24 protein-coding genes and 1 tRNA gene are annotated in these 24,074 nt (G+C 55.1%); 18 read left to right on the forward strand and 7 right to left on the reverse strand.

Features of this window, described 5'->3' with window-relative positions:
* Positions 1-59 precede the first annotated feature (59 nt).
* The gene (locus LAO76_04670) at positions 60-1,193 is read right to left on the reverse strand and encodes a hypothetical protein (protein ID MBZ5490209.1); all 1,134 of its coding nucleotides are present in this window, start codon (positions 1,191-1,193) and stop codon (positions 60-62) included.
* Between the two features lie 429 nt (positions 1,194-1,622).
* Between LAO76_04670 and LAO76_04675 the strand changes: the two genes are divergently transcribed.
* Positions 1,623-2,942: a hypothetical protein gene (locus LAO76_04675; protein ID MBZ5490210.1), complete on the forward strand. Its 1,320-nt coding sequence runs from the start codon at positions 1,623-1,625 to the stop codon at positions 2,940-2,942.
* Between the two features lie 10 nt (positions 2,943-2,952).
* Here LAO76_04675 and LAO76_04680 read toward each other — a convergent pair whose 3' ends face one another.
* From LAO76_04680 to LAO76_04690, 3 genes are all read right to left on the reverse strand, one after another.
* Complete coding sequence (locus LAO76_04680) at positions 2,953-4,239, reverse strand: zinc dependent phospholipase C family protein (GenBank protein ID MBZ5490211.1); 1,287 nt, start codon at positions 4,237-4,239, stop codon at positions 2,953-2,955.
* 200 nt (positions 4,240-4,439) lie between these two features.
* Entirely contained in the window at positions 4,440-5,153 is a 714-nt protein-coding gene (locus LAO76_04685; protein ID MBZ5490212.1) for a lipid-binding SYLF domain-containing protein, read from the reverse strand.
* Between the two features lie 118 nt (positions 5,154-5,271).
* Positions 5,272-5,421, reverse strand: coding sequence for a hypothetical protein (locus LAO76_04690; GenBank protein MBZ5490213.1), 150 nt, complete (start codon positions 5,419-5,421; stop codon positions 5,272-5,274).
* Positions 5,422-5,846: 425 nt separating this feature from the next.
* On the opposite strand from LAO76_04690, the gene LAO76_04695 reads away from it, so the two are divergent.
* A complete protein-coding gene (locus LAO76_04695) occupies positions 5,847-6,980 on the forward strand; it encodes a radical SAM protein (GenBank protein MBZ5490214.1) in 1,134 nt (377 codons plus the stop codon).
* Positions 6,981-7,287: 307 nt separating this feature from the next.
* Here the strand turns inward: LAO76_04695 and LAO76_04700 are convergent, their stop codons facing one another.
* Together LAO76_04700 and LAO76_04705 are read right to left on the reverse strand one after the other, a co-directional pair.
* Positions 7,288-7,644, reverse strand: coding sequence for a hypothetical protein (locus LAO76_04700; GenBank protein ID MBZ5490215.1), 357 nt, complete (start codon positions 7,642-7,644; stop codon positions 7,288-7,290).
* Between the two features lie 89 nt (positions 7,645-7,733).
* Positions 7,734-8,042, reverse strand: a complete 309-nt coding sequence (locus LAO76_04705) for a hypothetical protein (GenBank protein MBZ5490216.1) — start codon at positions 8,040-8,042, stop codon at positions 7,734-7,736.
* A gap of 73 nt (positions 8,043-8,115) precedes the next feature.
* On the opposite strand from LAO76_04705, the gene LAO76_04710 reads away from it, so the two are divergent.
* The 6 genes from LAO76_04710 (at position 8,116) to LAO76_04735 (ending at position 14,156) form a co-directional block, all read left to right on the forward strand.
* On the forward strand, positions 8,116-8,334 hold the full coding sequence (locus LAO76_04710; protein ID MBZ5490217.1) for a helix-turn-helix domain-containing protein: 219 nt from the start codon (positions 8,116-8,118) through the stop codon (positions 8,332-8,334).
* A gap of 371 nt (positions 8,335-8,705) precedes the next feature.
* The gene (locus LAO76_04715) at positions 8,706-10,172 is read left to right on the forward strand and encodes a TldD/PmbA family protein (GenBank protein MBZ5490218.1); all 1,467 of its coding nucleotides are present in this window, start codon (positions 8,706-8,708) and stop codon (positions 10,170-10,172) included.
* 189 nt (positions 10,173-10,361) lie between these two features.
* Positions 10,362-11,741, forward strand: coding sequence for a TldD/PmbA family protein (locus LAO76_04720; GenBank protein MBZ5490219.1), 1,380 nt, complete (start codon positions 10,362-10,364; stop codon positions 11,739-11,741).
* Between the two features lie 110 nt (positions 11,742-11,851).
* Positions 11,852-12,220 carry a PilZ domain-containing protein gene (locus LAO76_04725; GenBank protein ID MBZ5490220.1) on the forward strand — a complete coding sequence of 123 codons (369 nt, stop codon included), beginning with the start codon at positions 11,852-11,854 and terminating at the stop codon, positions 12,218-12,220.
* A 278-nt stretch (positions 12,221-12,498) separates the two neighbouring features.
* Positions 12,499-12,588 (forward strand) — tRNA-Ser (locus LAO76_04730).
* Positions 12,589-12,944: 356 nt separating this feature from the next.
* A complete protein-coding gene (locus LAO76_04735; GenBank protein MBZ5490221.1) occupies positions 12,945-14,156 on the forward strand; it encodes a site-specific integrase in 1,212 nt (403 codons plus the stop codon).
* Here the strand turns inward: LAO76_04735 and LAO76_04740 are convergent.
* Positions 14,153-14,338 carry a helix-turn-helix domain-containing protein gene (locus LAO76_04740; protein MBZ5490222.1) on the reverse strand — a complete coding sequence of 62 codons (186 nt, stop codon included), beginning with the start codon at positions 14,336-14,338 and terminating at the stop codon, positions 14,153-14,155. The two genes, LAO76_04735 and LAO76_04740, sit on opposite strands and share 4 nt — an antisense overlap.
* Before the next feature lie 240 nt (positions 14,339-14,578).
* Between LAO76_04740 and LAO76_04745 the strand changes: the two genes are divergently transcribed.
* The 10 genes from LAO76_04745 to LAO76_04790 all read left to right on the forward strand — a co-directional run bounded on the left by LAO76_04745 (position 14,579) and on the right by LAO76_04790 (position 24,066).
* On the forward strand, positions 14,579-15,496 hold the full coding sequence (locus LAO76_04745) for a MoxR family ATPase (protein ID MBZ5490223.1): 918 nt from the start codon (positions 14,579-14,581) through the stop codon (positions 15,494-15,496).
* The gene (locus LAO76_04750) at positions 15,493-16,002 is read left to right on the forward strand and encodes a lytic transglycosylase domain-containing protein (GenBank protein ID MBZ5490224.1); all 510 of its coding nucleotides are present in this window, start codon (positions 15,493-15,495) and stop codon (positions 16,000-16,002) included. The genes LAO76_04745 and LAO76_04750 overlap by 4 nt, the downstream gene beginning before the upstream one ends.
* Positions 15,999-16,928 carry a hypothetical protein gene (locus LAO76_04755; protein MBZ5490225.1) on the forward strand — a complete coding sequence of 310 codons (930 nt, stop codon included), beginning with the start codon at positions 15,999-16,001 and terminating at the stop codon, positions 16,926-16,928. Before LAO76_04750 ends, LAO76_04755 begins: the two co-directional genes overlap by 4 nt.
* Positions 16,925-18,277 carry a hypothetical protein gene (locus LAO76_04760; protein ID MBZ5490226.1) on the forward strand — a complete coding sequence of 451 codons (1,353 nt, stop codon included), beginning with the start codon at positions 16,925-16,927 and terminating at the stop codon, positions 18,275-18,277. The genes LAO76_04755 and LAO76_04760 overlap by 4 nt, the downstream gene beginning before the upstream one ends.
* Before the next feature lie 474 nt (positions 18,278-18,751).
* A complete protein-coding gene (locus tag LAO76_04765; GenBank protein ID MBZ5490227.1) occupies positions 18,752-19,123 on the forward strand; it encodes a hypothetical protein in 372 nt (123 codons plus the stop codon).
* A 29-nt stretch (positions 19,124-19,152) separates the two neighbouring features.
* A complete protein-coding gene (locus LAO76_04770; GenBank protein ID MBZ5490228.1) occupies positions 19,153-19,815 on the forward strand; it encodes a hypothetical protein in 663 nt (220 codons plus the stop codon).
* An 18-nt stretch (positions 19,816-19,833) separates the two neighbouring features.
* Positions 19,834-20,289, forward strand: coding sequence for a hypothetical protein (locus LAO76_04775; GenBank protein MBZ5490229.1), 456 nt, complete (start codon positions 19,834-19,836; stop codon positions 20,287-20,289).
* A gap of 15 nt (positions 20,290-20,304) precedes the next feature.
* On the forward strand, positions 20,305-20,637 hold the full coding sequence (locus LAO76_04780; protein ID MBZ5490230.1) for a hypothetical protein: 333 nt from the start codon (positions 20,305-20,307) through the stop codon (positions 20,635-20,637).
* Positions 20,638-20,641: 4 nt separating this feature from the next.
* Entirely contained in the window at positions 20,642-23,278 is a 2,637-nt protein-coding gene (locus LAO76_04785) for a hypothetical protein (protein MBZ5490231.1), read from the forward strand.
* Positions 23,275-24,066 (forward strand): hypothetical protein, encoded by a 792-nt coding sequence (locus LAO76_04790; GenBank protein ID MBZ5490232.1) that lies wholly within the window; start codon positions 23,275-23,277, stop codon positions 24,064-24,066. Before LAO76_04785 ends, LAO76_04790 begins: the two co-directional genes overlap by 4 nt.
* Positions 24,067-24,074: the final 8 nt, after the last annotated feature.

Here is a 24,074-nt window from a genome sequence, read left to right on the forward strand (position 1 = left end):
TGAATGAACTTTGCAGGATGTTTCTGGCGGGCGATTCCCTTTAACCAATCCTTGCTGACTCAGGGCTTCCACAACATCGCGTGGTTTACGGCGCCATCGGTGGGATGCTGCCCGTAGCCATCGACCATAAGGACTCGTCCATCAGAAAGAAGAGTGGCGGTAGAGAATAGAAAACCGTCCAGAGGTTCGTCATTCAGCGAAACAAAAACACCGCGAGCTGGATCGTAGATTTCCGGCAGTTCGGCCCCGCCCGCGACCAGAACGCGGCCATCGCTCAGCGTAGTCACGCCAGAGAGCAACTTGTAACGGAGAAATTTCATGCGTGGTCCCGGCTGGAACGCATTCATTTGCGGGTCGAAGATTTCCGTGCTGGAGTACTTGCTTTGCCGGCCATCTTCATTCGAGCCACCCGCTATCATGACTTTTCCGTCCGACAGCAGAGCCGCTCCTTGTTTATAGCGTGGAACGCTCATCTCGCCAGTAAGAGTAAAGCGGCCGGTCAACGGGTCATAAACTTCCGCCGTCGCTTCCACTTTGTGAAAGGGAAACTGGCCGCCGCTCAATCCGCCCGCCACCAGGACCTTGCCATCTTTCAATCGGACCGCGGTGAAATAACTGCGCGGACTGTGCATGCTCCCAGTGGGCAGGAAGAGGCCGGTCAAAGGATCGTAAATCTCCGCGGATGCGAGTTGGTCATCATCGCCGGCCGCATCGCCACCGGCGATGAGGACTTTACCGTTTTTCAGAAGAGTTGCAGTGGCGTCGCAGCGCGGGAAGCCCAGGCTTCCGGTAGGGGAAAAAGTATTGGTGTCAGGGTCGTAAAGTTCCGCCGAAGCCAGATTTTTGCCGAAACCGTCAGTGCCGCCGGCGATCAGCACTTTGCCGTTGGGCAGCAGAGTAGCCGTGGCGCCGGCGCGTCGCGCGCTCATCTTGCCGATCGGGCTGAAACGCCCTTTCGCCGGATCATAGAGTTCCGCGGAGTCCAGCCAGACGCCATTTCGCTCCATGCCGCCCGCAACCAGAACTTTGCCATTCAGAAGCAAGGTTGCGGTATGGCTGAAGCGGGCCGTCGAGGTATCGCCTGTCGGCACAAGCTTTCCCGGACCAGCCGGAGTTCGGGTGGCCAATGCAAGCAGAACGAGAACACAGAATAGTGTTAAGGCTGAGAGTCCGAGTTTCGCGCGCAAATTCATCGGGGCCCTCCAAAATATAAAGTATAGGACTTATTTAGGTTGATTAGGTTAGGCGTTGGTGGGGGAGTCAAGTTTCACTAAGACCTCCCTCTGATCCTAAAAAAAATCACGATTCCAGCATTTTTGGTGTTCCATGAGCGATTTCCGAGTGTCTTATCCAATAGCAGGCTCATCCGTCGACTGCTAAAGAGGGGTCGCGGGCCCCGGAAACTCGCGGCCTCTCTTGTTTTTTGCCAATTTTCTTGAATGATCGCGAGCACTTATTACACAAGGGATACTTGTCCCTTTACAATCTTTAAGGTGACCTTTTTAGTTGCGGCGTGAGGATTGTGAAACAAATAGGTAGCGGGCGTCCTCCACATCGGTGCTGTCAAAACTCGCTACAAGGTTATTCGCCGGAGACAATCCGGAGCCCCAGGGAGTTTGTAAATGATTGAGCTAGGAAAGAAACGGTCTGTGTGGATGGAAAAGCTTTGGGTTATTGTGCTCGCCCTTACTCTTGGCGCTTGTTGGGGCTGCGGTGGCGGCGCAAGTGCCGGCGGACCAACCCCTACTCCCACACCCACACCGACGCCGGTTCCGACTCCGACCCCGACTCCTGCGCCGTTGCCAGCCGGGACAATTGGAATGGCAGTCCTGAACACAAGCGTGCCGCCGGATGGGATCTTTCAGTTCCAGCTTTCCAACACTGAGCCCAAGCCCATCGGCCATGGAAGCACCCGTCCTCAGGTCCCAACTGGGCCGGTGCGTGGTGTAGCGGTGAATGATCCATCGGGAAAAGCGGCTGGGATCGCAGTGATCGATACTTCCGTCAATCCATCGAACATCAAGATCCAACTCAGTTCACCGGACGCACTTCTAGGGACAGATATCACCTATCCCGTGATTACCATGTCGATGCCGTTGAGCGGCAGTCTTACGCCCGGCGCGACATTCCCAATCAGCATCGATACGGCAAATACCTCGTGGTTTGACTCCACAAAGGCCTATACCACTTTGGAATTTGCTCCCGGAACGCTCACGATTGCACCGGTCGGCAGTCCTTACGTTAGCGACGTGTTGCCCGCAGGCGGGCTGCTGCCAGATCGCACATTAATCAAGATTTTCGGCGCTGGGTTTAATGCCAATACAAAAGTTTCCATTGAAGGCACCACAGTTGTGCCGGCGGACCAGACTCTTATTGGCCCTGGTGAAATTGATGTAAAAATCTGCAACGGAGTCGTTGCCGATACAGCTACCGTTTGCCCGAACAATGGCGGCACAATGCAGCTTGACGGCGAGCGCGTCCGCGTGAAGGATACGGGGACTAATTTTGTACTGGAGTATTACACCTATTTGCGCGCTGATGATGAACCCGGCAGCAGCGCCAATGCGCTGGTAAACCTGGTGCACCCCATGTTTTCGCGGTTGACGTATCTTTCTGCCACCATTCCGCTAGTGAATAGTGGAACGCAATTCACAGGGCTGTCTTTGCAAAACACCAATGCTTCGGATTCAGGCATCAAGATCGAGCTGCTGGATGCAAGCAACGCTTCCTTGGCAAATATTTCTTTCATCCTGCATGGGCTCGGCACGGGCACGGCAGGCAAAAAAATCACGCGTGACGTGATAGCGGACTGGTTCCCCCCATCTCCACCGGCGGGTGCAACCCAAGTCAGGGTTACGGTTACGTCTGGCCCGGCTGTCCAGGTGCTGGGCATGTTGGGCGATACGAGCACCGGCATTGTGACGCCGGTTATTCCTCAATAACCCCCGGCCACTAGGGCCTTGTAGATTGTTGTGACACGCTGGTTTGCGCGGCAGGAGCTGTTTTTAGCGCTTCCAACTCCTCTTGCACTTTGTTCCACTTCTCGCGCTTCTTCTTGGTGAAGTTGGGCGCTGAAGGATTCTGGTAGAAGGCCAGTATGTTCTCGCGCAAATCCGGCAGCATGCCGCCAAATTTTTCTTTCGTTAGTTTGTCCAGGAGCTTCGCGTAGGTGTCATCCGTGAGCCGGTACTCTCCTGAATGGGTGGGATTTCCGGTATCAAAATCCATGTTGGCCAATTGCAGCTTGCCGGCCTTCAGATCACGCAGTTCAGCGCGGTACTGGTCCACCGTGGTGTTCACGCTTTTAAGGTAAAGAGTTTCGGTGTCCGGGTTCGGCATCTTGAACGCGATTGCCTTGAATGGCCCGAACTTGGGAATGATTTTGAAAATCACCGCCATAATACGGGCCCCTAAGCCCGGCTTTTGATATTGTTTGCCAAATTCCTTTTCATACTCTGATCGCTTCAGATTGTAGAGGAATTTTTTCTTCGCCAAGCTGGGATTTTCTTTTACTAGCTCATCTCGCTTGGTCAACAGGGCCACGCGCGTCATCTCCGGGATAGCGCGGCTTACGGACCAGCGAAACGAGCCGATGGAGAGATCGAGATTTGCAAAAACATCGCTTAGCGCAATGCCGTACGTTTTTAGGAACGCGCGTTCCAGCACTGGCTTGGCGACTTCAAAGCCAATGAAGTCGTGATACGCGTCAGAGGTGTAACGCTGCTTGGCTACCTGCACCACGTCAAAACCAAATTCAGTGCGGATATGGGCCTTGTGGTCCTGGGCATAGGTCACTATGGGGCCATACTTGGCGCCGAGTTTTGGGAACTCGCGCGCTACAGCTCTGTTCACCACGGGATGACCAACGATATCCGCCACATAATGGGTCAATGCTCCTAGTGAAAAAGCGTATTCGTTGAGGTCCGTGGATTCGGCAAGCAATGCATCCACAAAGTCTCCGCTGCGGACGTAATGGACCATATCGCTAAAAAGTGTATTGCCGAAAGGATAATAGCCCATGTCCTGAATCAGGCAGCCGCCATAGGCAAAGGCGTGGGCTTTGCGGAGATCCTCTTCCGTCGCATTGGGATACTTCTGCATCAGCAGCGGCTTGATCTGGTCAGCCCAGAGGAGGTCCACAATCTCTTCATGCGTGAGAATGGAATAACCGTTACATACCTGGGAGAATCCAAATACAACCAGCAATGACGCGAGCACTGCCCGCAGTGGACTAAGCATTGGTTCCTTCTTTTCTGAATTCTGTTGAACGAAGTGGCCGCCCAATAATTTAGATGCGGCTGCGCAATTCCAGAACTGCTCCCGTGGGACGAAAGAATTGAAACAAAAAACTGTAAGGTGGCAACTTGCAGAAAAAAGCACGCAACCATGCATTGATGGCTGCGCGCTCTCTTTAATTGCCCGTCAGCTATTCGGAAACTCTATTTCTTCGCGTCATTGTCTGCGGCTTCCTTTGCGACGGCCACGTTTGCTGCTTTTGCTACGGACTGTACAAAAGGCTTTGCCATTTCCGGAGTGGGCACTTTACCCAATAACACATTCTTGAAAGCAACGTCCTTGCCGTAGACAGCGGTTGTGGAATCCGCGTCTTGCTGGATTACCGCGCCTTCCAGAGTTAAGCCCGCAAATGCGCCCTTGGAGCGTGAATAGGTCAGCATCTGCGTATCAAGTTTCCAGTCGGTACCAGCGGAAGCGTGGCGGCCCACGGGGCCGGCCGCTGCCGATCCTTCACCGCTCACCTGGAACTTGCTGGAAAGCAGTTGCTGCATGCCCTTGTCATTCATGATCAGCATGATCAAATCAACGCCTTCAACGCCAATTTGCAGTCCCCAGCTTCCGCCACCAACTGAGATGAACGCAGGTGCGCTCCAGCCATCGGCTGTGCGGCACGTGGCCACACCGCGGCCATGCTTCCCGCCAAACACAAATCCGCCCTTGACGAGGTGGGGCACAATGGCGATGCATTTGGCTTTGCCCAGAACTTCTTCAGGAATACCCTTGTCCGGAGCATTGGCGATCTGAGTTAAAACTTCTGCCGATTTCTGCAACCGCTCGGCTGAATCTTCTTTCGCGGTTCCGGCCCAGCTAAATGTCGCCAGGCTCACCACTGATAAAAACGCTACAAACTTCTTCATAGACCTCCTTGGTCCTTGCTTGCTTCAAAAAGTAAAAACTGTTGATGGATAGGCGCGAAGCTGCTTGCTTACGCTTTGGATTGATCATTCCTGTCCCGGCGGCTTCCTGATGGATTCGTCAATTTGACGATGTGCGCCGGAACGCTAAGTTCATGGCTGCCAAAATTGTTCCCAACACAAAGAGCAGAGGCATCACGCCGGGACCAAAGCTAGCGGCCAGTCCGACCATCCACAGCAGAACGGCCAGCGTGAAAATTGTCCAAAACACAACACTCCTCCTGAGCGGGTGATTAGTCTTAAAAAATCTTGCAGCTCAATTTACTGGTATGGGGCCGCGAAAGACCTTGCCGGTCATGGGCTTCGATTCAGCACGAACCGTAAATCCTTGGTATCGTGCCTACTCTTCTGATCCAAATAAAGCTCCGCAGGTTGTTTGCGCCTTAGTCCCAAAGAGTCATTTTTGTATGGGGATAGGCCCACAATAATTAGCTTTTCTAATCTCAATGCGGCTCTTCCAGGCATTTACCAGTTTCTGACCGCAAAGAGCTTATGACGGTAAATAGCTGATAAACCGGGCTTTATGGTGGTAGAAAAATCGCGGTTACAGGCGAATGTGATGGCCGTCACATTCCCTAAATCCTGCGCCCGCCTAGTATGGCGGAAAGAGAAGGCAAAAGGTTTAAAGGCATAATCATGAAAAACAATTTTGATATAAACAAGACCCCCGTGATCGCAATTTGGGAAACCACCCAGGCTTGTGACGTGCCCTGCCTGGATTACGGCGACTGGGTCCAGCCGGAAGCAGATCCACTGGAATTAAACACGCTGGAGGCACGGCAAGCGATTGATCAATTTGCTGAGCTTTGCCCGCCCATCTTCGTAATGACTGGCGCTGATCCGCTGAAGCGTGAAGATATTTATGAGCTGGTGCGGCATGCGGCGGTCCGAGAGTTGCATCCTTTTCTGGCGCTTCCCGCAACTCCGCTGTTAACTCCTGATGCCATTGCCGAACTGAAGCATGCCGGCCTTTCGCGTTTGCTCCTGAGCGTGGATGCGGCGACTCCAGAGTTGCACGACCTGGTATGCGGCGTGCACGGTTCCTTTGCTCGCACCATGGAAGCCATTCAATGGGCTGAGCACTGGAAACTTCCTTACCAGATCACCACTCATTTATGCGACCGCAACCTGCATGATCTGGAGAACCTGGCCGCGTTGCTGAAGACCTTCAGGATCAAGCAATGGAATATTGCATTTCCAGTCCCTGCAACTCCGGAACAGCTGGAAGAGATGCCGTCTGCGGCGCAATTTGAAGGCGTTTTCGCCCGGCTATATGTGCTGGCACAAAAGGTCCCATTCAAAATCAAAACGTCTGAAGCGCCACACTATCGCAGATACATTTTGCAGCAGCAGGTCAGGGAAAGAGCAGACGCAATAACGGACGGGCATCCGTTCCAGGATGGAATCCCGGGCATCATGCCCGTGAATGAAGACCGTGGGATGCTGTTCGTCTCGCACAGCGGCGAAGTTTATCCCTGCGCCGGGCTTCACGTCTCAGCGGGAAACGTCCGCGTGAGCAACCTCGCAGAGATTTACCGCAGTTCACAGGTTTTTACATTGCTTCGGGACCAGGCCAACCTTACCGGAAAATGCGGGGAGTGTGCCTTTAAGGGCGTCTGCGGAGGATCGCGCGCGCGCGCTTACATCATGCATGGAGACATGTTTACTGAAGACCCGTCATGCATTTACCGTCCCACCGCACAGGCAGCAGTTCGCACTGGCGGTTCTCAAACATTACCGTCGGAGAAAGTTGCCGTCGAGAAACCGTAGCAGCAACAAGGAGCGGGGAGCCGGCGGTTACCGTGCTCCCCTAGGATGAACCGTTTGCTGGAATTGGTTTCTATGGAATAAGACACGCTAGCAATGAAGCCGGAACAGATTTTTGAGGGATTTTTGCGGAAATCAAAACCTCATCGCAGATGACGCTGATAACACTGATTTACACGGATCCAAAAGAGTTCAATTTGGGACCTTTTAGAGCGTTTCCTGAGTTGCTATATCCCACTGCACACATCGCGGTTAGCGATCCATTTCATCCCCGCGATACGCCATCCTGAGCGCGAGCTACAGAGCGCGTTTAGAGCAGTACGATGCTGATTCCCTTGTTCGCCTTGCCCAGGTCTGAATCCCGCTTCCACTCCGGATAGCGTTTGAGCAGCTCCCAGGTCTTCTCGTCGGAAATACGCCAGTTTTCGCCGGCGACGAATGACCGCACACTGCCCGTACCGGCAAGGCGTTGCAATTCCTTCTGTAATTCGATTCGCAATGATCCGCCGACTCCGCTGGAACCATAGCCATGAATCAACTTCACGGCCGCATATCCCTGCTGCCGCGCAACCTGAAGTTCATGCTGCATGCGCAAACGGGCTTCTTCCACCTTCGGCAGGCCGTCTTCCAAGTCGATGATCTTGATGGGCGCGGGCTTTCGCGACATGGCATTTAGTCTAGGACGAAACGAAGAGGGAAGCCACTCTATCGCGGATTTGCGCGGCTGTACGCGAACCAAAAAGCAGATGTGTGATTTTATTGTCTGCCTCTAATCCGTCTTTCCAGCGTGGCCCGCATTTTCCCGTAATGGGCGCGGTCGTCTTCTTCGCGTCTGCTCACGCCGGCCATGATCTGAATGTTAATTCTGGCCCACAGGTCATTGGTGAACGTGTCCTGATCCTGCGCGTAATCGCCGTTGAGGACGCCAATCTTTTGCAGCTTGTCGAGTGCGTTGACGATCTGCTCAAAGGCGCGATTGACAACCGCCCACGTCTCGTAAATCCCAGCCTTGGTTTCATGTAATTCGGTTTCGTGTAATTCCCCGTCTTTTGCCGGAGGTTCCATGCCGCAACATAATAACAAAATAATACCTATAGTCTCTAGTCATTTAAGTATTGGCCGATGAAACTCTGTGATCATGGCAAGAGACTTAAAGCGCGCATTCGGCCAGCGAGTCCGCGAATTGAGGGAAGCGCGGGACTGGTCGCAAGAGCAAGCAGAACAGCACTGCGGCCTGCATTGGACGTACATCGGGCAGGTAGAGCGCGGAGAGCGCAACCTGACGCTTCTCAGCATGCAGAAGTTTGCCAAGGGCTTCAGGATTGAGTTGGCGGAGTTGTTCAAAGGACTGGGATAATTTATAGCTTCTTGAGTCGTTCCAATGACTTTGCATGTTCAGTGGACTCTTTGCCCAGGCCATCCCCCGTTGCCGACATCCCGTCCCGTCCGAAAGTCCCCTCCTGACAGGGACAATCGTATATGCTCACTCTGTCCTGAGCGCGCCGCCGACGCCGCTCGACCATACCCGTGAATCAGCTTGACCGCGCATAATCCCTGCTGCTGCGCAATCTGAAGTTCGCGCTGCATGCGCAACCGTGCTTCTTCCACCTTCGGCATTCCGTCTTCCAGGTCGATGCTCTTGATAGGCGAAGATTTTACGACATGGGAGCTAGTGTAGGCCAAAGCCTGCGCTGCTGAAATCATTTATGATCAAGAATTGGTATGACTATGAAACAAATTGCTGATTGGGCTTTGGACACCGTTACGCAGCGCGGCAGCAGTTACGCCGACGTTCGTATTGTCGATCATCGCCAGCGCTCGCTGGCCACCAAGAATGGCAAAGTCGGCCATGCCGCCAGCGCGGAAACCCTGGGAATCGGCATTCGCGTGCTGGTGAATGATGCGTGGGGGTTTGCCTCCACGGACGATCTAAGCCGTGAAGCCGTGGACAAGACCGCTGCTCAGGCAGTCGAGATCGCCAAGGCATCCAGTCGAGTAAAAGAGGAGCCGGTACGGCTGGCGCCAGAGCCCGCGGTTAAGATCGAATGGTCGAGCCCTTACAAGATCGATCCTTTCACTACTTCGCTCGACCAGAACCTTGATCTACTCACGCGCATTGACGCGGAGTTGCTCGCCGTGAATGGCGTAACGCTGGCTGAAAGCAGCATGCAACTTGGCCGCTATGAGCAATGGTTCTATAACACTGACGGTTCAGACATTCATCAAACGCGCGTGATCACCGGCGCAGGCTTCTGTGCGCTGGCGTTCCAGGGAACGGAGATCATGAAGCGGTCGTATCCAAACTCTTTTGGCGGGCAGCACCAGAACAGAGGTTATGAGCTGATTGGCGAATTAAAGCTGCTGGAGAATGCGCGCCGCATTGGCGAAGAAGCCGTGGCGCTGCACAAGGCCGAGCGGTGTCCGGAGGGACGAATGAATCTGGTGCTCGATTCTTCGCAGCTTGGCTTACAGATCCACGAGTCAATTGGCCATCCCATTGAACTGGATCGCGTGTTGGGCTATGAAGCCAATTTTGCCGGAACGTCATTTCTTACCCTGGAAAAACTACGTACACTGCGCTATGGCAGCGATCTGGTGAACGTCGTGGCCGATGCCACGGAGCAACATGGTCCCGGCCTGGGCACGTTTGCCTATGACGATGAAGGCGTCCAGGCGCAGTGCACGCCGATTATCACCAAGGGCCTTTTCACCGGATATATCTCTTCGCGCGAGACGGCGCACACCATCGGCGAGACGCGCTCCAATGGCACCATGCGCGCTGAAGGCTGGAACCGGATTCCGCTCGTCCGCATGACCAACATCAGCATTCTGCCCGGAGAAAAGCCACTGACGTTTGACCAGCTCATTGCCGGCACGGATGACGGCATCTATATGCAAACCAATCGCTCGTGGTCGATTGATGACAAGCGCTATAACTTTCAGTTTGGCTGCGAGATTGGATGGGAGATCAAAGGCGGCAAGCTGGGGCGCATGTTCAAGAATCCCTCCTATTCAGGGATCACCACGGAATTCTGGAATTCGATGGACGCTATCTGCTCGCGCGATCAATGGACTCTGTGGGGCACTCCGAACTGCGGCAAAGGCCAACCGATGCAGACCATGGGCACGGGACATGGCGCGTCCCCGGCGCGATTCAGGAATGTGAAGATTGGGACGGCGTACAAGGGGAATTAGGTTTTGTTTTTATCCCGAGCGAAGCGAGAGAACCCTTTTGTGACACGAGCATTTAACGCTACATTAAGCCAGAGAGATTGAGGAGAGAGAAAGAATGTGGCCAGATTTGCAAAGATTTAAGACTATAGGGATCCCTCGCTGGTGCTCGGGATTTCACACAATTGCCAACTGCCAATTGCTGGGGCCAAAATGCTAACCCAATCCCACGCCGAACAAATTTTCGAGAAGATCAAGAAATTCTCAACGGTTGAAGAGATCGAAGTCATTTTCTCTTCAACCGACTACTCGCTTACCCGATTTGCCAACAACACCATCCACCAGAATGTGGCGGAGGTGAATGAAGCGGCGTCGATCCGTGTGGCGTTTGATGGCAAAACTGCCCGCGCCACCACGAACCGCTTTGATGATGAAGGCCTCAAGCGGGCGGTGCAGTCGGCGGAGAGCATCGCTAAAGTTCAGGAGCCTGATCCGGATTTTCTTCCGATGGCCGAAGCCAGCGCGGGCAAAGGCGCGGAAGGTCCATCGCGATGGTCGAACCAGACAGCGGCGATTACGCCGGGTGACCGGGCTGACGGCGTTGGAAAAATTGTGGGAGTCGCCAAGAAGAATAAGCTGGTGACCGCGGGCATTTATTCCAGTTCGCAAAGCGCTGAAGCTGTAATCAACTCCAACGGCCTGAGCGTGTACCATCGCCAGACGTCGGCGGAAGTTTCCATCACCATGCTGGCTGACAGCTCTTCAGGATGGCAGAAGGCGAACTCCCCCGACGTCAGAAATGTTGATCCTGTGCGACTGGCGGAAATTGCGGCACAGAAAGCGCGGGATTCGTGCAGCCCGCAGGAACTGCCGCCGGGGAAATATACTGTGATCCTTGAGCCTGCGGCAGTGCTTGATCTGGTCGGTTTCATGTTCTGGGACTTTGGTGGGCAGGCCATCTTGGACCAGCGGTCATTTCTGAATAACCGCATTGGGACAAAGCTGTTCGGCGAAAACATTACCATCGTTGATGACGTTGCTCATCCGCTTCAATCCAATGCGCCGTTCGATGGCGAAGGCGTGCATCGCCAACGCGTGAGCCTGGTGGAAAAAGGCGTGATCCGCAACATTGTTTACGCCCGCAGCACGGCGGCGAAGATGCGCAAGTCTGAATATAAAGACAAAGTCGGCGAGATCAAGGTCACGGGCCACGGCTTCCCGCTGCCAAATGAGATGGGTGAAGCGCCGACCAACATTGTTTTCGTCACACCCGGGAACGAGCAGACGGTCGAGCAGATGATTGCAGGGACGGAGCGTGGCATCCTGATTACCCGGCTGTGGTATATCCGCGAAGTTGATCCTTATGAGAAGATTCTTACCGGCATGACGCGTGATGGTACCTTCCTGGTGGAAGGCGGAAAAGTGAAGCACGGACTGCTGAATTTCCGCTTTAACCAGAGCCTGATTGAGATGCTGAACGGCGTTGAAGCCATTGGAAAACCGGTGCGTGCCAGTGGGGAAGAGGCCTTTGATATGGTGGTCCCGGGCATGAAAATTCGTGGCTTTAACTTCACTGAAGTGACCAAATTCTGAGCGGTTTTTAGGCCATCTCTTCTGGCGTATGTCCTTTGGTGCGCACTGAATACCAAAGTAATCTTGGGATGGCCGCATGACGGGTATAACCTCCGTTCTGAGGTGCAAGGGTGAACGAATCCAAAGGTCCCGTTGCTGGTTTAGGCCCGGCAGATACAAGAAGCTCGGTGCGTTTTCCGCTGAGACTTCCCATCACCGTACGAACTGCGGACGCCCATGAATACTTCGCGGAAACGGCCGACATTTCAGCCGGCGGCGTGCTGTTTCACACCAAAAGCCTGCTCGGCGTGGGCACGGTGATTCGCTTCCGCATTGTGCTGCCCGCTTCCGTCCTGGGGACTGATACTGATGTCCAGGTAAATTGCACCGGGCGCGTGGTGCGCTCACTGGACGAAAAAGGCAAGAATGCTGTGGCTGCGGTGATTGACGAATATTGCTTTGAGCGCATTCTCTGCGGCAGCATGGCCACAAGCTGCTAAACGCTGTTGCCACGCATAGCCCTTGCGAGACCTGGGTAAGTTTGCGCGCGAGGCGATATTAAAATTCATTTTGGAACAGAGACGGCCGGAATGGCCGTTTTTTATTTGAGATTCGGCTGCGAATTACGCTGATCCACGCGAATTTCTTCGAACTCATCCCGGTGTTTTCACAAAACTGGTGGCTACTTGCGATTACTACAGTCCGCGATTGGCGGAGCGAGCCTCATCCACCTTCATCTCCATCAGCCTGTATAATGGCTCCAGTCCCAACCTGCGCCGGAGAGATGGCCGAGTGGCTGAAGGCGCACGCTTGGAAAGCGTGTTTAGGGGAAACTCTAACGTGGGTTCGAATCCCACTCTCTCCGCCAGTCTTTTTGCTTTCAATAAGTTAAGTGCCATCCATACCGTCGTCCATACCGTAAAACCCATTCCAGGAGCGGTATGTGATGCGATTTCTCCCTTACTTCACCTGGGGCGCGAGTTCGCCCCGTTCTGAGCGCAGGCTCGGCTCTCACGACCGAATTGGCGCCCAATCCGGTGTCCAAAGCGACGGACCACTTGCACGCGTCTTCTCCCGGCGCATTCCTTCCCTTGCACACTCGATCCAGAGCCGGAAGAATTTGACCGAATTCCGGTTTGAACATAGCCTCTTCCAGCCTGGCCCGGAGCGACTCTGATGCCGACGAACAAGCCCCTTGCAGGGCGCGTCAATCTCACGAAGTACGTGAAGGTGCGCGGCGATGCATCTGAGACGTGGCGATTCTGTCCTGTCGTGCGCACCGGCAATGGCCGAATTCGTCCCAACTACGTACTGATCGATGGTCAGCCTGAATTCCACAAAGAAGGCGCCTACTACATCGAATGGTATATCGACGGCAAGCGACATCGAGAATCGGTGGGCAAAAATGCAAGCGAAGCATTTGCCGCTGCTGAGCGCCGAGCGCAGATGCTCAGGAATCAGGCGCTCGGAATCGAGATCGTCGGTGAACATAAGCGAGTCGGAACAACTCTGGCAGAGGCCTGCCGCGAGTTCCTCGAAGAAACACGCCAACACCACAGGCCGAAGACCTACAGCCAGTACAAGACCGCGCTCGAATATTTTCGCCAATCGTGTTGCGAAAAGCCGCTTTGTAATGTCGAACGAGCTGACGTTATGGGTTTCATGGGTTTTTTGTCCGATAAGGGCCTTGCCCGCCGCACGATCTGGACCAAGGTGCAGGTTGTCGTCTCAATGCTCAAAGCGAACGGAATTACTAAATTGATCCGCAAGCGCGACTGGCCACGATACACGGAAACGGAACCCGAGATCTACACCAGTGAGGAGATCGAGACTTTTCTTTCGCAGTGCAACTCTTGGAAGCGAGTACTGTTTGAATTCTTCTGGATGACTGGTTTTCGCGAAGGCGAGGTAATGCATGTAACGTGGCCGGACATTGACTTCGGCAATCACGTTGTTCGGGTGAAGGCCAAGCCAAAGCTGGGATTCATTCCGAAGGATTGGGAAGAACGCGAGGTTCCGATTCCTGACCGCCTCCTGAACAGTCTGCGCCATCACAAAGCGGCAGCACCCGCAAATCATTCACTGGTATTCGCGACCTGCAACGGCCAGCTTGTTCACAACTTCCTGCGCCAATGCAAAAGCATCGCCTGGCGTGCCGGTTTGAATTGTGGCCTGTGCGACACAGGGGAAGGGCACTGCGCCAAAGGACCATATTGCCAAAGCTGGTTTCTGCATAAGTTCCGGGCGACATTCGCCACCATGCACCTACGCGCCGGAGTTGATCTGACAACGGTTCAAACCTGGATGGGACACAAAGATTTGGAGTCGACGATGCGCTATCTCAAACCTGCCCGGGACAAGGAAGCGCTCCAAAAGGTCAATGCGACGTTTCCTCTGCCACGATCCACATCCGAGTCTGAAGATGCGCACGCTTAGGCAGCTGTTTGGTTCAAGGGCATCTTCCGCCGAAGCCAATCCGCAATCGCATGTGGGTCAAAACGGATGAGCCCACCAACTCTGAAGTGAGGAATCGCGCCTTGTTCCACAAGGCGATAGATAGTCATCTTGCTCGTCGAAAGAATTTTTGCGAGCTCCGACGCTCGCAGTGCGCGCGGCATTTTCTCGAGATCTGCCGCCAAGGATGATCCGATATTCATGGTATTCCCCAGTGCCGCCGGGCATTGAAGGGACCACCTCGCAGTCCTCCCGATGCTGGCCGCGTCATTGGGCGTTGTAATCGATCTTAATAATTCAGTCAACCAGCCCGAATTCCTTCGAATTTGACCGAAATTTCATTCGGGGTTACGTTCTTGACGCTCGCGACCTCAAACTTGGGTCCGCGGGCACAGGAGCCACGGGTGTTTTCATCTCTCGAAGAAGTCAATGCACGGCTGAGGGCCACCGGGTATATCGCGGATCCCATAGCAACAACAACCGTTCACCTAGCAGCGGCACTCCATAAGCCGCTGCTCTTGGAGGGGCCAGCCGGCAGCGGGAAGACGCAACTAGCGTATGCAGTTGCAGAAGCCGCGCAGACCACGGTTGAGCGACTACAGTGCTACGAGGGAATCAACGAAGAAAAGGCCATTGGTAAGTTCGACGAACCTCTGCAGAGACTTTGTGTCGAGTTGAGAGCCAAGTCCGGCGATATTGATTGGGCTTCGCTGAGAACCGAACTACACAGCCAGGATTTCTTCAGCGCGGGCCCGCTTATGCGAGCTCTGCTGTCGGAAACGCCTTGTGTCTTGCTCATCGACGAACTTGATAAGGTTGACCAGGCTTTCGAAGCCATCTTGTTAGAACTTTTGAGCGTGTGGAGGCTCAGTGTCCCGAAACTTGGCACCGTTGAGGCACGCAGTATCCCATTCGTTGTGCTCACTTCGAATGAAGAACGCCGCATTGGCGATCCGTTGCGCCGACGTAGTTTTTACCTCCGCGTTGAACATCCGACGGCGGAACGCGAGGCGGAAATTGTAGCGCTGAGGACTCCGGAATCGAGTCCAGAGTTTCACGCAGGAATGGCGGGACTCGCGAAAGCCCTGCGGGGTTGGAGCCTGGAAAAGCCGCCATCCGTGTCGGAAATTCTGGACTTGGCTGATGCACTCAAGATCCTTGGGCATGAGCAGGTTACTCCCGGACTACGCGACGTTTTGTTGCCCTTGCTGGCAAAGACGGAGGCCGATAGAAAAAAACTGCTTCTGCGCGACGGATTCGCAAGCCTGATCTATGACGCACAGCAATACACTGCAGCAGCATTGCGAGGAGGTGCATCATGAAGCAAGTTTTTGCTTTATTGCTAGTCAGTTGTGCCGTCACGAGTTGTTCGGCGCAGGCAGCGAGGCCGACGAGCAGGTCCGAGTCTGAATACTACGTCGCCGCCTATGCGGAACACTATCGCGTGCCCGTCCCGTTGGTACGCGCCATCGTGGAACGTGAATCGAATTGGCGACCGTGCGCCATTTCTCCCAAAGGCGCAGCCGGCCTGATGCAGCTCATGCCAATGACTGCCCAGCGTTTACGTGTACGCGATCGCTGCAGTATCGATCAAAACGTCTCGGGCGGTGTGCGCTATTTGGCGTGGCTGATGCGGAAGTTTCACGGCGACTCGCGCCTGGCATCGGCCGCCTACTACGCGGGGGAAGACATTGTGAGCAGGCGCGGTCTCGCGTACCGGAACCCGGATGTTGTCGCGTATGTGTCTCGAATTCGAGCCACTTACCTGCGCTTCGCCCAAGAGAAAACAGAAATTCTCGAAACCACTCAGAAAAGAGATATACGATGAAAATCTGCCGAAATTTGTTTCATCTCATAACGCCCCTGGCGTGCATCGCCGTGGCCGTTGCACAAGCCGATCTCGCTCCCGGCAGGATTCTCAACCTCAATCTGGATCCACAGAGCGTCACCACACTCCAATTGCGACCCGGATTTGTTACGTCAGTTCGCCTACCGGAAGCTGTCAGTTCCGTGGTCCTCGGTGATCCAGGGTCATTCAAAGCTGAACATTCGGAGGCCGAGCCGCAATTGGTTTTCTTCAAACCAAGTACCTCAGGCGCGTCTCGCACCAATGCGTTGATCACAACCCGGACCGGCCGTGAAGTCTCTTTGGCCCTCATAAGCCGAGGAGTTGCGGAACGGTCGGCGCCAGTCGATTACGTTCTGAAGTACGAGCCGCCGCGTAGTTTCTTGGTTGAAGCAGGCCATCCTGGTTTTTTAATTGAGGAGACAAAGAGCCTCGATTCAGCGAAGTTGCCAAACCTTGGCGCACAGCAACGAAGCGCCGGCGGTTCAGAGGAAGACGTACTTAAGGACGAGCAAAACGCTGTTCCACACTGGGAAGGCCGACAGTTGCGTGTGAGCGTGGGACGCTCTAGCCGGAGCGGCGATGACATGGCCGTGGCGTTCTCGGTGCTCAATTCCTCGTCGAAGACAGTCGAGTTACTTCCACCACAGATAGAGCTCACGGATACGACGAAGGACCATCACCACAAAGCGATTAAGGCAGAGCCGGTGGCCATTAAGAGCTACCGACTAACATCACGCCGCTTGGCGCCGGGCGAGAGGGCGGATGGTCTTGTCACTTTCGAGAGACCCGCATTCAAGGCCTCGTCGGAGCGTTTAATGCTACAGGTCGCACAAGTCGAACAGGTGGATCGCCCAGTGCTCGTGGCGCTGTCTTTTGTCCCGGCTGCCAACGGAGGTGCGAGATGACGCAGAACAATGGAAGCGGAAGCAATCATGGGACCCTCATCATCGAGGACCAAGTTCCACCCCAGGTGAACGCGCCAACCGTGTCGACGGATCTGGAGGCAAAAGCCGAATTGGCGACGCGAGCCAAACTGCGTACCAGACAAAAGATCCAACAGAACCGGTTCGTGATTGTTGCCGCTGGTGCGGTTGTATTTGCCTTACTCATCTTTGCTGTTGTCTCCGCTCCGCGCATGTCCGGCCCGCGCAGTGGAGGTGCACAGAAAGCATCAAGCAATGCTGCGAATGGCAATCGGGACACGGAGTCTCAGGCGACATCTCCGGACGAAAAAAGCCTGCTTCCGATCACCGATTCAGGACGTCCAGTTCCCAAAGAAGGCCACGATGGATATCTGAACGAACAGGATCTCAATCGAAGCGCGACCAGGAGAACATCTTCGACTTCCTCCGTGCCCCGCCCGCCGTCTGAAAGTTCCGCTGGGACGCTGGGCTCCATTCCACCGTTTAGCGAACAGCCCTGGCAGGCTCCGCCTTATCAGCCCGGCATGGCACCGAATGTTGCGTCCGAGACCGCACAAAATAAGAGCGAGCGCGAGGCATTAGAGAAATCATCCCTGATCTTTGTCCGAAATGTTTCTGGCGCTCAATCTGCCGTCCAGCGCCACGACGATATGACTACTCCAACTGAATATGGGCTGGGGCTTCCAACAGGCACGCGGCTTCGCGCACGCTTGGAATCGTCAGCTAGTACGGCGGTGCGCACGCCCGTGATGGCGGTCATTGAGTACAACTACGAACGAGATGGCGAGATTATTGTTCCCGCGGGAGCTAAAGCCGTCGGACAGATCCAGGAGGCGGACCGTTCCGGCTACATGACAATCCAATTCGACTCTCTGTTACTGCCGGACGGAGCCACCATTCCGATCCAGGCTGCCGCAACCGATCTCCAGATGGGTCCGGTTAAAGGAAAAGTCGAGGGGAAAAATACCGGAAAGAACGTGCTCGTCCGTTCGTTGTCGGGAATAGGCCAGGCCGGCACCATGCTCGTCGGGCGTGGCAGCCTAAGCCAACCATTGAGCGAATCCGACCTCATTCGAGAGCGGGTGAGCAACAACATCGGGCAGGCCTCCGATGAGCAAATATCAAGGCTCGCCGTAACAGCCCGTATCGTTGTCAGCGTTTCAGCCGGCACACCCATCTACGTTGTGCTCGAACAATCGTCTAAATCTGTTCCGGGTTTCAGAGCCTCCACCTCAGACCCACAAGCAGCCAATTCGGAGAGCATGGATCAGCTCCGACAGCTCTTGCGTTTGCAACAAGAGTTGAACGAGGTCGGTGCAAAAAATCAGTAACATCCAACAGACCAAAAATATGGGCCGCGCCCTTTGCGTCAAGCGCGGCCCATTTAGCGTGGGGATAGAAGGTAAAAGCCCAGCTCAACAATCATATCCCAGGGTGCCAGGCAGGAAACTCGCGGCTTCGATATTAAATCGCGAGTAGTTATAAGATGGAACAAATTTCGGCAGATTTTCATCTCATATCATCCGGGGTTATGAGATGGAACAAATTCCGGCAGATTTTCATCTCATATCTCGTTTGAGCAGCAGCCGCCCGACCCGCCATTTCTATAAGTCTCACTGAAAATCACGAATATTCATAACACCACGACGGGCTGCAGATCGTCTCGCCATCCATTGCCCGGTCCATATCTGCTTTTGAACCACACCGACTGGCTTGCTCCTCATTTGATCGAAATCTGAAACCGACTTATGTTCTCGCCTGCGACGCGGGAAATTGATTCAACGCGATCGCAGAAGAGGACGAGCATGAAACTTTCTAGTCGGGGAGCGACGCGGCGTCGACTCGCTCTTCTTTATCTCCTGGTCATCGTTTCGCTTCAGCTTTCTCCGTTGACGTCCTACGCCCAGAACCTTGGGCAACAGCCGGCAACGGGTCAAGCAGTACAGGGGCAAACCGCAGCCCAGCCTGAAGGCACCGTCCTAAACCTGGTGAACTGGGTTGGGAATGTGATCGCGCCTGTCGGCGCAGCGTTGGCAGTCGTCATGGCCGTAGTGGCCTATTCGCAAGGACGCGGTGCGATGCGCTGGGCAGTAACAGCGGGTGGGCTGCTGGTGGTCTCAGGTCTCACACGACTGATCGAATTCTGGATCCAAAACGGCACGGCGGGCGTGCAGTAGCAAACCCGGTTCCATTGAGTGAATAAGTCATGACGTTGCCACAAATTCTCGTCGACCTGATGAAGCTGCTGTTTGATATGGCAGTTCCAGTCGCCATTTGCACGACGGTGCTCGCCGGGATGGCGTTGCGGCAAGAAGGCGGAGTGAATTTTGAGACCGGCGGCCGGTTTCAGCGTTGGGCATTGTGGTCGGTCATCATGCTCACCCTCCCCCAGTTCCTGTCCTGGTTTGCGGCACAAGGGATTTCGATGCCGCCCCAGGGCGGGAACATCTCGAGCCCTTGGGTGAATAGCGTTGAAACCAGCTTTACAGGTTTCATTTCGAACGTTGTCGTCGCACGGCTCACGCCGGTACTGGCCGCGTTCTGCATTTTAAAGGCGGCGCTTGATGCGGCGGAGGGACACAGCCCGCTCGGATCGATCATCGCCGGCATCTTTCTGCTGTCGGTGTCCGGGACGGTGCAGTTGATGCAGAGCTGGAACAGCGGCTCAACTTTTGCGACGACAGACATGCTTACTTCGGCATGGAATTTCCTGACGGGAACGATTCTGCCGGAAGCTGCCGGGCTGGCAGTGGCCGGAGCGATCTTCAATTACGCGCGCCACCGGCCATTCATGCCGCTGGTTGCGTCCGGTCTGGCTTTCTTGAGTGTTTCGGGAATTTGGAAGCTGATTCAGGCCATGGTCGGCTGATCGGAAAGGTGGCTGAAGGTGAATTTCGCAAATGGGCTGCTTAACCTGACGAACTGGGTGGGCAATGTGATTATGCCGACCGTGGCCGGCCTGTTTGCCGCCGCAGCAATCTACCACTTCAGCAAGGGCCGAAACTATCAAAATTTTGCTTATGCGGCGCTGGCATCGCTCATGTGCTCAGGCCTGGTACGCGTGCTTGAGTCCTTCAGCAATCAGTCAGCCTGGAACAATCCTGACCGCTTCTGGATTGCACTGCTGACGCTGGTGAACTGGGTCGGGAATGTCTTGCTCCCGCTCTACGGCGTCACTCAGGTCGTATTGGCAGTCGTGCACTACGCCGGATTGCTTGAACGGATGACGATCGGCGAGGCGTGGGTACGGAACCTCATTGCGGCAATGTGCTCGTTCGGATTATCGGGATTGCTGCGACTGGGAGAGTTCTGGATTCAACATGGCACGTCGGGGGTGCCTTAACGAGGAGTTCGAGCCATGGCTTTACACGTGACACCGGTTAACCGAAATCTGCAAACGCGAGTGACCTTCATGTTCCTGGAATTTGAGGACCTGTTTGTGGTGCTCGGGGCCGCAGCAGTGATGAATGTCGTTGGTCATTTCGTTGGCGGAGAGATAGCGGGCATACCCATGAACCTGGTCCTCCAATACGGTGTGCCCCTGTTTATGGTGCCGGTACTGATGGCATTTAAGTACGGGAAGCCACGCGGATATGTCCGCGATCTCGCTTTCTGGTACTTGAGGCCGCGCGTCTATTGCGCTCTGGCCCGAGACCGCCACCTTCGGTCGGCATATCTGCGGGAGGAGTAAAACAGTGCCGCTCACACTAGAACAGCGCGAAAGACGACTTCAAGATCCAGCAATTTGTGAACTACTGCCGGTTCGCGACTACCTCGACAACATCATGGTGCGCATCGATGGCAGCTTCGTGGCCGGATACGAACTCAATGGACTCACTACCTATTTCGCGAGTGATGAGGGCCGTGACCGGGGCAAGTTGATGCTCGAAGCCTTGTTGCGCTCTCTGCCCGAGCAGAGCATGCGTGTGCAGTTCCGGTACGAAGTGGTCGAAGACTTGGGTCATGTCCTTGGGGACTATGTTAGCGGCCAACGCTCGGAGTCCAGTGCGGTCATTGAACTCGACGCCCTGCGTGTCGAGCGATGGAAGACCAAGGAAGAGGCGGGCGCCTACACACGGTCGATCCAGCATGTGTATTTCATCTGGGATCCAGTCCTGCATCGTCGCATTATCGGCAAACCATTAAAGCCTAACGGCGAGATATTTAGCCTGTCAGCACGCAAATGCATTGAGCGCTCGCGGCAAGAGCACCAAGACCTGTTGGCCGAATTTGAGAGTCTTCTTCACGGCGTCGAAACGGCTCTTCAAGCTGCCGAATTGGGTGCTCGACGACTCTCCGATCACGAACTGTTCCTCGAACTCAAGCGTGCCCTCAATCCGCTTACTCCCGACAGCCGCCCTTATCGCCGACCGGAGGGGCAACTCAGATATTCGAGCGCGCGGGAGCAGATTGCCGACATAAGCATCGTCGATGAGACCGACAGTTACCTGAATATCAGCGGCCTCTTGTACTCCTTTGTCAGCCTGAAGGAACTGCCGGATGCAACCTTCCCTGGTGTATTGCGGGAGTTGATTGGTCTTGATTTTCCCATCATCGTCAACGCCCAGATCACGATTCCCGATCAGGCGAAAGTGCTCAAGGGCTACAAGGGCCGGCTGCGCAAGATGCAAGCGGCACAAAAGGACGCGAATGGCGGCTTCCGTATCAACGTCGAGGCGCGGGTTGCCGAGGAACAACTCGTTCGCGTCCAGCAGGACATTATTTCAAGCTCTGTGAAGGCGGCTAAGCTGAGCCTGGTCATCGGGACGCGCAGTTCTCAACGTGCGGTGACAACATCTGAACTGGAACAGGCCGAGCGCACCATCGACAATCGCCGCCAGCAACTCCTTTACGCGATCGCCCGCATGAACGGGGCCAAAGCAGTGGCCGAAACACTGGCCAAGCGTCGTCTGTTCTTCTGTTCGCTTCCCGGAATGGCCGAGGCCGATAAGCGTCACCAGGACCTGCTCACCTCGAACGCGGCCGACTTAGTGCCGGTCGAAATGCCCTGGCGAGGAACGCCACGATCACCGCTTTTCCTGTTTGAAACGCCCTACCGGCAACTGATTCCGTTCTCATTGTTCGATCCCGGCCTGAGCGACGCCAACATGCTCGTCATGGCCAAGTCTGGCGGCGGAAAAACGTTCATGGTGCAGCAATTCCTGCTCATGGCGGCACGTGACAACCCACTGATCTCGATTATCGAACGTGGCGATTCCTATCGGCCGCTGGTTGATCTGATGGGCGGGCGCATGATCACCATGTCACTCGACGCCGATCAAACAATCAATCCCTGGGACCTTCCGGAAGGCGAAAGAGAGCCGAGCAAAGACCAGGTTGCGTTCCTCAAGAACCTGACGCGTCACATGCTGGGCGAGGGCCGGGCCGAGGATACGGAACTGCTCGACAACCTGATCACCGAGGCAATCCTCCGGACTTACAAGCGTGCGGCGATACGGCCGTCCAATCCCATTCCCACATTTTCCGATCTACGGGATGAGCTGGCTCAGTGGCGCGATGAAGACAAGAACGAACGAGTCATGGACGAGGCGCACCTCGCCGCTATCAAACTGCGCAGCTGGACGGGCGACAAAGGTGTGTACGCCAAACTGTTCGACCGCCCGACCACGATCTCGCTCGACAATCCGTGGCTGTTTTTTAACGTGGAGCAGTTGAGTGACGACCCGCGGCTCGAAACCGCGATGAGCCTGCTCATCGCGCATGCCACAGCGCGGCGGGCATCAGGCAAGGACGGCCGCCGAAGCATCACGGTGCTCGACGAATGCTGGTTTCTGCTCGATTCGCCGGTGCTGGCCCCCGAGGTCGTTCAACTGTTCCGCACGGCAAGAAAGCGCAATGCGAGTGTCTGGGGCATCAGCCAGACGGCTGAAGATTTTGTTGGCACGGAATCGAACCCACGCGTACACGGCGCCGGAATCGTCAAGAACTCGACAACCAAGATCATCGGCCAGCAGCCCGGGGACATGACTGCACTGCGTGAGCACCTGCATTTGAACGATACGGCGCTCAATCAGATCAAGCACTTCAGCGCGCCGATAAAAGGCAAGAGCGCCGATGCGTTGATTGTGATTGGCGAGAAGGCTGAAACCACGCACACGATCCGGATGTCGCCCACTCCGGTCGATTACTGGATCTCGACTACCTATGCGCGCGAGAGGCTCTATCGGTCCTGGTGGTTGGAGCAGAACAAAGACAAACCGGCGATGGAAGCGTACGCCGAGTTGGCTGAGAAATTTCCTCTGGGTCTTGCAGATCTCGAACTGCTGCCGGAGGAGTTTTCAGGAAACGTTGCGAGAGGAGTTATGAAATGAAGAAGTACTTTCAACTAACGAAACTCGGCCGTGGCAAGCAATGGCTTGCTGTCTCTCTAATCGCGCTTATTTTGCTGCCGGGTACAGCGCGTGCTGCGGGACTGACCGACATCATCACGCTGTTGACTACCATCACGAGCACCATCCAGAACGCAATTGGCGGGGTACTTACGGGAATTCAAACGCTCAATTCCACCGTCAACAATTTCCGGCAACAGGTGATCTGGCCCGTGAATGCCCTCAACCAGACCCGCGCGTTTGTGAATTCCACGCGCGCCCAATATCAGACTTTGATGGCGCAGGTCCATGCGATCAAGAACAATAGCGCAACCCTCCCTAACCCCACGCGGTTGGAATCGTTATACCGAAGCGCGCAGGCCGGCAGTATCGCCCAACTTCAACCGTTGTACACGAACTTGTACACGCCCGTTCCTCTGGCGAAAGATGCCAAGCCAATCCAACGGAACCTGATGGACATGGATGATGCGCTGGCCATGGGATCGCTCAAGACTTCGGTGCTCGCAGACCAAACGACGGCGGGCATGCTGAAGCTCGCCGATTCCATCGAACAGCAGAGCGCCACTGCCGCGCCAGGCTCGGGGCCGATGCTGGCTGCCGAATCTCAAGTCGCCAGTCTCGAAAGCCAGGCATACCTCGCTAAGGTGCTCGCTGCGGAATTGCGTCAGGAAGCAGCAAAACTAGCGCATCAGAACACGCTGCTCAAGCAAAGCGCTGCGGCGACCCGTACCTTGCAAAACCAGATTCAGCAGGTGCTCACGCACCCATAGGAGCCTCA

This window comes from Terriglobia bacterium (genome assembly GCA_020072645.1).
GTDB lineage: Bacteria > Acidobacteriota > Terriglobia > Terriglobales > Acidobacteriaceae > Angelobacter.

Bases quoted from the DNA above. Each gene is read 5' to 3' on its own strand.
- LAO76_04670 (MBZ5490209.1), bottom strand. From the start codon at position 1,193: ATGAATTTGCGCGCGAAACTCGGACTCTCAGCCTTAACACTATTCTGT.
- LAO76_04790 (MBZ5490232.1), top strand. From the start codon at position 23,275: ATGAAGAAGTACTTTCAACTAACGAAACTCGGCCGTGGCAAGCAATGG.
- LAO76_04705 (MBZ5490216.1), bottom strand. From the start codon at position 8,042: ATGGAACCTCCGGCAAAAGACGGGGAATTACACGAAACCGAATTACAT.
- LAO76_04685 (MBZ5490212.1), bottom strand. From the start codon at position 5,153: ATGAAGAAGTTTGTAGCGTTTTTATCAGTGGTGAGCCTGGCGACATTT.
- LAO76_04750 (MBZ5490224.1), top strand. From the start codon at position 15,493: ATGAAGCAAGTTTTTGCTTTATTGCTAGTCAGTTGTGCCGTCACGAGT.
- LAO76_04680 (MBZ5490211.1), bottom strand. From the start codon at position 4,239: ATGCTTAGTCCACTGCGGGCAGTGCTCGCGTCATTGCTGGTTGTATTT.
- LAO76_04780 (MBZ5490230.1), top strand. From the start codon at position 20,305: ATGGCTTTACACGTGACACCGGTTAACCGAAATCTGCAAACGCGAGTG.
- LAO76_04710 (MBZ5490217.1), top strand. From the start codon at position 8,116: ATGGCAAGAGACTTAAAGCGCGCATTCGGCCAGCGAGTCCGCGAATTG.
- LAO76_04765 (MBZ5490227.1), top strand. From the start codon at position 18,752: ATGAAACTTTCTAGTCGGGGAGCGACGCGGCGTCGACTCGCTCTTCTT.
- LAO76_04720 (MBZ5490219.1), top strand. From the start codon at position 10,362: ATGCTAACCCAATCCCACGCCGAACAAATTTTCGAGAAGATCAAGAAA.
- LAO76_04770 (MBZ5490228.1), top strand. From the start codon at position 19,153: ATGACGTTGCCACAAATTCTCGTCGACCTGATGAAGCTGCTGTTTGAT.
- LAO76_04715 (MBZ5490218.1), top strand. From the start codon at position 8,706: ATGAAACAAATTGCTGATTGGGCTTTGGACACCGTTACGCAGCGCGGC.
- LAO76_04760 (MBZ5490226.1), top strand. From the start codon at position 16,925: ATGACGCAGAACAATGGAAGCGGAAGCAATCATGGGACCCTCATCATC.
- LAO76_04755 (MBZ5490225.1), top strand. From the start codon at position 15,999: ATGAAAATCTGCCGAAATTTGTTTCATCTCATAACGCCCCTGGCGTGC.
- LAO76_04695 (MBZ5490214.1), top strand. From the start codon at position 5,847: ATGAAAAACAATTTTGATATAAACAAGACCCCCGTGATCGCAATTTGG.
- LAO76_04675 (MBZ5490210.1), top strand. From the start codon at position 1,623: ATGATTGAGCTAGGAAAGAAACGGTCTGTGTGGATGGAAAAGCTTTGG.
- LAO76_04700 (MBZ5490215.1), bottom strand. From the start codon at position 7,644: ATGTCGCGAAAGCCCGCGCCCATCAAGATCATCGACTTGGAAGACGGC.
- LAO76_04740 (MBZ5490222.1), bottom strand. From the start codon at position 14,338: ATGCCGCGCGCACTGCGAGCGTCGGAGCTCGCAAAAATTCTTTCGACG.